This is a genomic window from Lachnoclostridium sp. An196, assembly GCF_002160135.1.
Taxonomy (GTDB): domain Bacteria; phylum Bacillota; class Clostridia; order Lachnospirales; family Lachnospiraceae; genus Hominiventricola; species Hominiventricola avistercoris.
The window spans coordinates 167972-176004 of record NZ_NFJZ01000008.1; the positions used below are offsets into that span (position 1 = coordinate 167972).

An 8033-nucleotide genomic window follows, 5' to 3' on the forward strand; every position below is an offset into this window, starting at 1 on the left:
TGCGGTTATGATCATAAAATCCATGAGCCTTCAGAATTTTCGCAATTATGAAAGCCTGAATCTGCAGTTTGATGAAAATACTAATATTTTTTACGGCGATAATGCTCAGGGAAAAACGAATATTCTGGAAGCGGCCTATGTAAGCGGCACGACAAAATCCCACAGAGGCGCCAAAGATAGAGAGATGATCTCTTTTGACAAAGAAGAAGCTCATATCTGTACCAGGATTGAAAAGAACGGTATTATACATAAGATTGATATACATCTTCGAAAGAATAAAACAAAGGGGATTGCCATAGACGGGATTCCTATAAAAAAAGCCGGGGAACTGTTCGGCATCATCTATTTTGTCTTCTTTTCGCCGGAAGATCTTGGTATTATAAAAAACGGACCTTCTGAAAGAAGAAGATTTATAGATATGGAATTATGTCAACTGGATAGAGTTTATCTTCATCAACTTTCCAATTATAACAAAATATTGCTTCAAAGAAACCGCCTGCTGAAAGATCTGGCATATCGTCCGGATGATAAGGGAGTTTTGGATGTTTTGGATCTTCAGCTGGTAAAATACGGCAGACAGATCATTCGCATACGGAAACATTTTGTAGAAGAGCTGGATGGATTGATGGTTCGCATTCACGACAAATTATCCGGAGGCCGGGAAAAGATGGCTCTTGGGTATGAATATAATGTCAGCGAAGCGGAGTTTGAAAAAGAACTGGCCAGGGGAAGAGAAAGAGATCTGAAATTAAAAACGACAAGTATCGGTCCTCATCGGGATGATATATCATTTCTGGTGAATGGAATTGATATTCGTAAGTATGGTTCCCAGGGGCAGCAGCGTACTTCCGCGCTGTCTTTGAAGTTGTCCGAGATAGAGCTGGTCAAAAAGAGAATTCATGATACTCCGGTTCTTCTTTTGGATGATGTGTTGTCTGAACTGGATGGCAGCCGTCAAAACTATTTATTGAACTATATTCACAATATCCAGACCCTGATCACCTGTACGGGATTGGATGAATTTATAAATAACCGGTTTTCTGTAGACAGGATCTATAGAGTATCCGGGGGCATGGTAACAGTGGAAAATGGACAGGAGGCAGATGAATGAGCGTAGAATATGGAGCAGATCAGATTCAGATTTTGGAGGGACTGGAAGCAGTCAGAAAAAGACCCGGTATGTATATCGGGAGTACTTCTTCAAGAGGACTCCATCACCTGGTATATGAAATCGTGGATAATTCCATCGATGAAGCGCTTGCCGGATTCTGCAAACACATCCAGGTTACGATTCACCAGGACAATTCTGTGACTGTAGAAGATGACGGAAGGGGAATTCCTACCGGAATCAATCATAAAGCAGGAAAGCCTGCGGTAGAAGTTGTATTTACGATCTTGCATGCAGGCGGCAAATTTGGCGGCGGGGGATATAAAGTGTCGGGAGGCCTGCATGGGGTAGGCGCTTCTGTGGTCAATGCCCTGTCGGAATGGCTGGAAGTGACGATCTGCAGTGAGGGCAAGTTATATCGCCAGCGCTATGAAAGAGGGAAAGTATGTTATCCTCTGGAAGTTATCGGCACCTGTCAGCCTAATCGTACAGGTACTATGGTAACTTTTATGCCGGATAAAGATATTTTTGAGGAAACAGTTTTTGATTTTCGGACGCTTCAGACCCGTTTAAGAGAGATGGCTTTTCTGACTAAGGGTCTGCGGATTACTCTGACTGATGAGAGAGAAGATCCTCTTCGCCAGAAAACTTATCACTATGAGGGCGGCATCAAAGAATTTGTGCAGTATCTGAATAAAAGTACGACCCCTATCTATGACGATATTATATATTGCGAAGGCTTTAAGGATCATGTATATGTAGAGGTCGCTTTTCAGCATAATGATTCTTATTCGGAAAACTGCTACAGCTTTGTAAATAATATCAACACGCCGGAGGGCGGCACCCATCTGGCAGGTTTTAAAAATGCGATTACCAAAACTTTCAATGATTATGCCAGAAAAAATAAACTTTTAAAAGACAGTGATGTCAATCTGACCGGTGAAGATATCAGGGAAGGACTGACCGCTATCATAAGCATCAAACTGGAAGAGCCTCAGTTTGAAGGTCAGACAAAGCAAAAACTGGGAAATTCTGAAGCAAGAGGAGCGGTAGATGGAATCGTCAGTGAAAAACTGACTATTTACCTGGAACAGAATCCTCAGGTAGCAAAACTGATTCTGGAAAAATCGATTTTAGCTCAGAGAGCAAGAGAAGCAGCCAGAAAAGCAAGAGATCTTACCAGAAGAAAATCTGCTCTGGATGGTCTTGCTTTGCCCGGAAAACTGGCAGACTGTTCGGACAAAGATCCGGCCAAGTGTGAGATTTATCTTGTAGAGGGCGATTCTGCAGGAGGTTCCGCGAAGACTGCAAGAAACAGGAATACCCAGGCAATCCTTCCTCTGCGCGGAAAAATTCTGAATGTAGAAAAAGCAAGACTGGATCGTATCTACTCCAATGAAGAAATCAGATCCATGATCACCGCGTTTGGTACAGGAATCCATGAGGATTTTGATATAACCAAACTTCGTTATCATAAAATTATTATCATGACAGATGCCGATGTGGACGGAGCTCATATCAGTACGCTGCTTCTGACTTTTTTATACAGATTTATGCCCGAACTGATCAAACAGGGATATGTGTATCTTGCGCAGCCTCCTTTGTATAAAATCGAGAAAAATAAAAAGGTCTGGTATGCTTATGATGATATAGAACTGAACAAGATCCTGACGGAGATCGGAAGGGATCAGAATAATAAGATTCAGCGTTATAAAGGACTTGGAGAAATGGATGCGGATCAGCTGTGGGAAACAACGATGGATCCGGAGCGCAGAGTTCTTCTGAAGGTAACGATGAACGAAGAGGAATCTTCGGAGATCGATCTTACATTCACGACTTTAATGGGAGATAAAGTGGAGCCCAGAAGAGAATTTATCGAAGCAAACGCGAAATATGTAAAGAATCTGGATATTTAATCAGATGATGGGGATGAAAGAATGGAAGACAATATTTTTGACAAGATTCATGATGTGGATTTGAAGGAGACTATGGAGACTTCCTATATCGACTACGCCATGAGCGTAATCGCTGCCAGGGCTCTTCCGGATGTAAGAGACGGTCTGAAGCCGGTGCAGCGCAGGGTGCTGTACTCCATGATTGAACTGAATAACGGTCCCGATAAGCCGCATCGTAAATGCGCGCGTATCGTAGGTGATACCATGGGTAAATATCATCCTCATGGAGACAGTTCTATCTATGGCGCTCTGGTAAATATGGCCCAGGAGTGGTCTACCCGTTATCCGCTGGTAGACGGTCACGGAAATTTTGGATCCGTGGATGGAGATGGGGCGGCGGCTATGCGTTATACGGAAGCACGCCTGAGTAAAATATCCATGGAAATGCTCGCGGATATTAACAAAGATACCGTGGATTTTGTACCTAACTTTGACGAGACAGAGAAAGAGCCTTCTGTGCTCCCTTCCAGATTTCCGAATCTTCTGGTAAATGGTACTTCCGGTATCGCTGTGGGTATGGCGACCAATATTCCTCCTCATAATCTTCGGGAAGTCATCGCGGCTGTGGTGAAGATCATTGAAAACAGAATTGATGAGGACAGAGATACTTCTATTGAGGAAGTTCTGGATATTGTGAAGGGTCCGGATTTTCCAACCGGCGCGGAGATCCTTGGTACGGCGGGGATCAATGAAGCGTACCGTACGGGAAGAGGAAAGATCCGCGTGCGTGCGGTTACTAATATAGAACCTATGGCCAATGGAAAGAACCGGATTGTTGTGACGGAACTTCCTTATATGGTCAATAAGGCGCGTCTGATCGAAAAAATTGCGGACCTGGTAAAAGAAAAAAAGATAGACGGAATTACTTATATCGGAGATGAATCCAGCCGCGAAGGTATGAGAATCAACATTGAGCTGCGTAAAGACGTCAGTCCTACGGTGATCCTGAATCAGCTTTACAAGCATACACAGCTGCAGGATACATTTGGAGTCATCATGCTGGCTCTTGTAAATAATGAGCCGAGGATACTTAATCTTCTGGATATGCTGAAGTATTATCTGATACATCAGGAAGATGTGGTTACCCGGCGTACCAGATATGATCTCAACAAAGCAAAAGAAAGAGCGCATATTTTAAAAGGTCTTCTTATTGCACTGGATCATATTGACAGGGTGATTCAGATTATCCGCGGTTCAGAGACGGTTCAGATAGCAAAAAATTCTTTGATAGAAGAATTCGGTCTGGATGATATACAGGCTCAGGCTATCGTGGACATGCGTCTGCGTGCTCTGACAGGTCTGGAACGCGAAAAGATTGAGAAAGAATATGCGGAACTGATGGAAAGAATCCAGTATCTGGAATCTATTCTGGCAGATGAAAAGAAATTGTTGGGAGTTATACGGGATGAACTTCTTGTAATCTCTGAAAAATATGGAGATGAGAGAAGAACTTCGATTGGTTATGATGAATTTGATATCAGTATGGAAGATCTGATTCCCGTAGAAGACGCAGTCGTAACGATGACTCACCTGGGGTATATCAAGAGAATGACGATCGATAATTTCCGCAGTCAGAACAGGGGAGGAAAAGGCATCAAGGGTATGCAGACTCTGGAAGATGACTTTATTGAAGAACTCTTTATGACTACGACCCATCACTATATCATGTTCTTCACAAATTTTGGAAGAGTGTATCGTCTGAAAGCTTATGAGATACCGGAAGCGGGACGGACTGCGAGAGGTACGGCGATCATCAATCTGCTCCAGCTGCAGCCGGATGAAAAGATTACGGCGGTAATTCCAATCAAGGAATATGAAAAAGGCAATTATCTGACTATGGCGACCAGATTTGGAATGGTGAAGAAGACTCCGATCACAGATTATGCCAATATCCGCAAGACAGGCCTCGCAGCCATCAGCTTTAAAGAAGGAGATGAACTGATCGAAGTCAAGGTGACGGATGGAGAGAAAGATGTGATTCTGGTTACCAAAGATGGTATGAGTATCCGTTTCCATGAAAGCGACGTGCGTACTACCGGAAGAATATCCAGAGGAGTTATGGGTATTGATCTGGAAGATGGGGACGAGGTAGTAGCTATGCAGCTGGACTCCCAGGGAGAATATCTGTTGATTGTATCTGAATATGGGTACGGCAAACGGACGGCGATCTCTGATTTCCGGGTACAGAACCGCAACGGCAAAGGCTTGAAATGCTACAAGATCATGGAAAAGACAGGATGTGTAATTGGAGCCAAGGCAGTTGATGAAGATGATGAAATTATGATGATTACCAATGAAGGAATCATTATAAGAACCGGCTGCAATGATATATCTGTTCTTTCCAGGATCACTTCCGGAGTGAAGCTGATGAATGTAAAACAGGAAGATGGAGTGAAAGTGGCTAATATCGCGAAAGTCAGAGAGCACGATCAGGAAGAACAGGAAGAAGAAACAGAAGACGATAAATAAAATATAAAAGAGTCCGGCTTGCCGGACTCTTCGACTGCGGCAGGGAGAAATCATATGAGAGAGATCGAAGTACAGAAATTAACGGATAATATACGGGATATGTGTATAGAAGCAGTACATGAACTTTCCCCGGATATGTTGGATGTGTTCCAGTCTGCCTGTGAATCTGAAAAATCACCCCTTGGAAAGAAAATACTGGAACAGCTTCAGGAAAATCTGAAAATAGCGAAAGAAGACCGCATTCCGATCTGTCAGGACACAGGTATGGCAGTGGTATTTCTGGAAGTGGGTCAGGATGTGCATTTCACTGGGGGAAATGTGGAAAACGCGGTCAATGAAGGCGTCCGCCGTGGATATGTAGAAGGTTATCTGAGGAAATCTGTAGTAGGCGATCCGATTATTCGTGAAAATACAAAGGATAATACGCCTGCGGTTGTCTATTATGAGATTGTGCCGGGAGATCAGGTAAAAATTACAGTAGCTCCAAAAGGATTTGGAAGTGAAAATATGAGCCGGATATTTATGCTGAAACCGGCAGATGGTATTGACGGAGTTCGTCAGGCGATTCTTACTGCCGTAAAAGACGCAGGTCCCAATGCGTGTCCTCCTATGGTAGTAGGAGTCGGTATTGGGGGAACTTTTGAAAAGTGTGCTCTTCTGGCAAAAAAGGCATTAACCAGAAATGCGGGAGAGAGGTCTTCCATCCCTTATGTGGCGGATCTGGAGCGGGAGATGCTGGAAAAAATCAATAAACTGGGAATAGGACCGGGAGGTCTTGGAGGAAGTACAACGGCACTTGCTGTCAATATCAATACTTACGCCACACATATTGCCGGACTTCCGGTAGCTGTCAATATCTGTTGTCATGTAAACCGACATGCAGTTCGTGTCATTTAAAAGGAGGGGAGTCATGGAACGTCATATTCAGGTGCCGCTTTGCGAGGAAGATGCCAGACTTTTGAAGGCAGGAGATTATGTTTATCTGTCCGGAACCGTATATTCTGCCAGAGATGCCGCTCATAAAAGAATGAAAGAAGCGTTGGATCAGGGAAAAAGACTTCCGGTAGAATGGAAAAATAATGTGATATATTATATGGGGCCGTCGCCTGCCAGAGAGGGAAGACCGATCGGTTCTGCAGGACCTACCACGGCCAGCAGGATGGACCGGTATACGCCGGAACTTTTGGATCTGGGGCTGAAAGGAATGATCGGAAAAGGAAAAAGAACAAAAGAAGTAAAAGACGCCATGATCCGGAACGGGGCCGTTTACTTTGCGGCGGTAGGAGGAGCCGGAGCGCTTCTTTCAAAATGTATTATAGAATCGGAAATAGTTGCATATGAAGATCTTGGCACAGAAGCGGTCCGCCGGTTGAAAATCAAAGATTTTCCTGTTATTGTGGTGATGGACAGCCATGGGAATGATCTTTATGAAACTGCAGTGTCTGAATATGCTGAACTATAAGAGGAAAAAAGAATGAAAAGAATTATTTTAATGGTACTTCGAAATCTTTTATTTGCGCCTTATTGGTACTGGCAGCTCTGGTATTATGGAAAACACAGTCAGGATCTTCCTGATGAAAAAAAATTCGCGCTTCTTAGAAAAATTGTTCGAAACGCCAATAAAGGCGGTAATGTAACGATTGATGCCTGCGGTATGGAAAATGTTCCGAAAGAAGGCAGCTTTATGTATTTTCCCAATCATCAGGGAATGTATGATGTACTTGCCATGATAGACTGTTCTCCCCGGTTCTTTTCCGTTGTCGTAAAAAAAGAACTGATTAACATGTTTTTCCTGAAGCATGTGTTCCGTGTCATGGGGGCTTACGCGATTGACAGAGAGGATGTGCGTCAGTCTATGAAAGTAATACAGAATGTAACGAAAGATGTAAAAGACGGACATAATTATCTGATTTTCGCGGAAGGAACCAGATCCAGAAAGGGAAATAAGATTGGCGAGTTTAAAGGAGGTTCTTTTAAGAGCGCGGTAAAAGCAGGATGCCCGATTGTACCTGTGGCTATTATTGATTCTTATAAAGCATTTGATACGGATTCTGTTAAACCGGTAACTGTACAGGTACATTATCTTGAGCCTTTATATTATGATGAATACAAGATGATGAAGACTACGGAAATTGCTGAAGTCGTATCAGAGCGAATAAGAAAAACAATCGAAAAATTTGAAAAAAATAATTGACATTTATATATCTATTTTGTATAATAAACAATGCGTCACGAAAGGACGTAAGAATTTCATTAAATTTTTGTGAAATTTGGCTTTAGGAGAAATACTCAAGAGGCTGAAGAGGCGCCCCTGCTAAGGGTGTAGGTCGGGCAACCGGCGCGAGGGTTCAAATCCCTCTTTCTCCGTTTCCTTTTCGCTGAAAAACAGCTTGAAAAAAAGTTAAAAAAGTTGTTGACAAAGCTTGAAGGATTTGGTATTATATACAAGCTGTCGCTGAGAACTGGCGGCAACGAAATGAACCTTGATAATTGAACAGTGC

At 43.1% G+C, this 8033-nt stretch carries 6 protein-coding genes and 1 tRNA gene; all 7 read left to right on the top strand.

What is annotated here, in order from left to right; genetic code table 11:
* Positions 1-7: 7 nt before the first annotated feature.
* Complete coding sequence (recF, locus tag B5F29_RS10955) at positions 8-1111, top strand: DNA replication/repair protein RecF (protein WP_087154667.1); 1104 nt, start codon at positions 8-10, stop codon at positions 1109-1111.
* Positions 1108-3024 (top strand): DNA topoisomerase (ATP-hydrolyzing) subunit B, encoded by a 1917-nt coding sequence (gyrB, locus tag B5F29_RS10960; RefSeq protein WP_087154668.1) that lies wholly within the window; start codon positions 1108-1110, stop codon positions 3022-3024. The genes recF and gyrB overlap by 4 nt, the downstream gene beginning before the upstream one ends.
* Before the next feature lie 21 nt (positions 3025-3045).
* Positions 3046-5532 (top strand): DNA gyrase subunit A, encoded by a 2487-nt coding sequence (gyrA, locus tag B5F29_RS10965; RefSeq protein ID WP_087154669.1) that lies wholly within the window; start codon positions 3046-3048, stop codon positions 5530-5532.
* A gap of 54 nt (positions 5533-5586) precedes the next feature.
* A complete protein-coding gene (locus B5F29_RS10970; protein ID WP_087154670.1) occupies positions 5587-6429 on the top strand; it encodes a fumarate hydratase in 843 nt (280 codons plus the stop codon).
* Positions 6430-6442: 13 nt separating this feature from the next.
* The gene (locus B5F29_RS10975) at positions 6443-6994 is read left to right on the top strand and encodes a Fe-S-containing hydro-lyase (protein ID WP_087154671.1); all 552 of its coding nucleotides are present in this window, start codon (positions 6443-6445) and stop codon (positions 6992-6994) included.
* A 12-nt stretch (positions 6995-7006) separates the two neighbouring features.
* Entirely contained in the window at positions 7007-7726 is a 720-nt protein-coding gene (locus B5F29_RS10980) for a lysophospholipid acyltransferase family protein (protein WP_087154672.1), read from the top strand.
* Between the two features lie 85 nt (positions 7727-7811).
* Positions 7812-7899, top strand: a tRNA-Ser gene (locus B5F29_RS10985).
* Positions 7900-8033: the final 134 nt, after the last annotated feature.

Coding starts and splice junctions, on each gene's coding strand:
- B5F29_RS10975 (WP_087154671.1), top strand. CDS start 6,443: ATGGAACGTCATATTCAGGTGCCGCTTTGCGAGGAAGATGCCAGACTT.
- gyrB (WP_087154668.1), top strand. CDS start 1,108: ATGAGCGTAGAATATGGAGCAGATCAGATTCAGATTTTGGAGGGACTG.
- gyrA (WP_087154669.1), top strand. CDS start 3,046: ATGGAAGACAATATTTTTGACAAGATTCATGATGTGGATTTGAAGGAG.
- recF (WP_087154667.1), top strand. CDS start 8: ATGATCATAAAATCCATGAGCCTTCAGAATTTTCGCAATTATGAAAGC.
- B5F29_RS10980 (WP_087154672.1), top strand. CDS start 7,007: ATGAAAAGAATTATTTTAATGGTACTTCGAAATCTTTTATTTGCGCCT.
- B5F29_RS10970 (WP_087154670.1), top strand. CDS start 5,587: ATGAGAGAGATCGAAGTACAGAAATTAACGGATAATATACGGGATATG.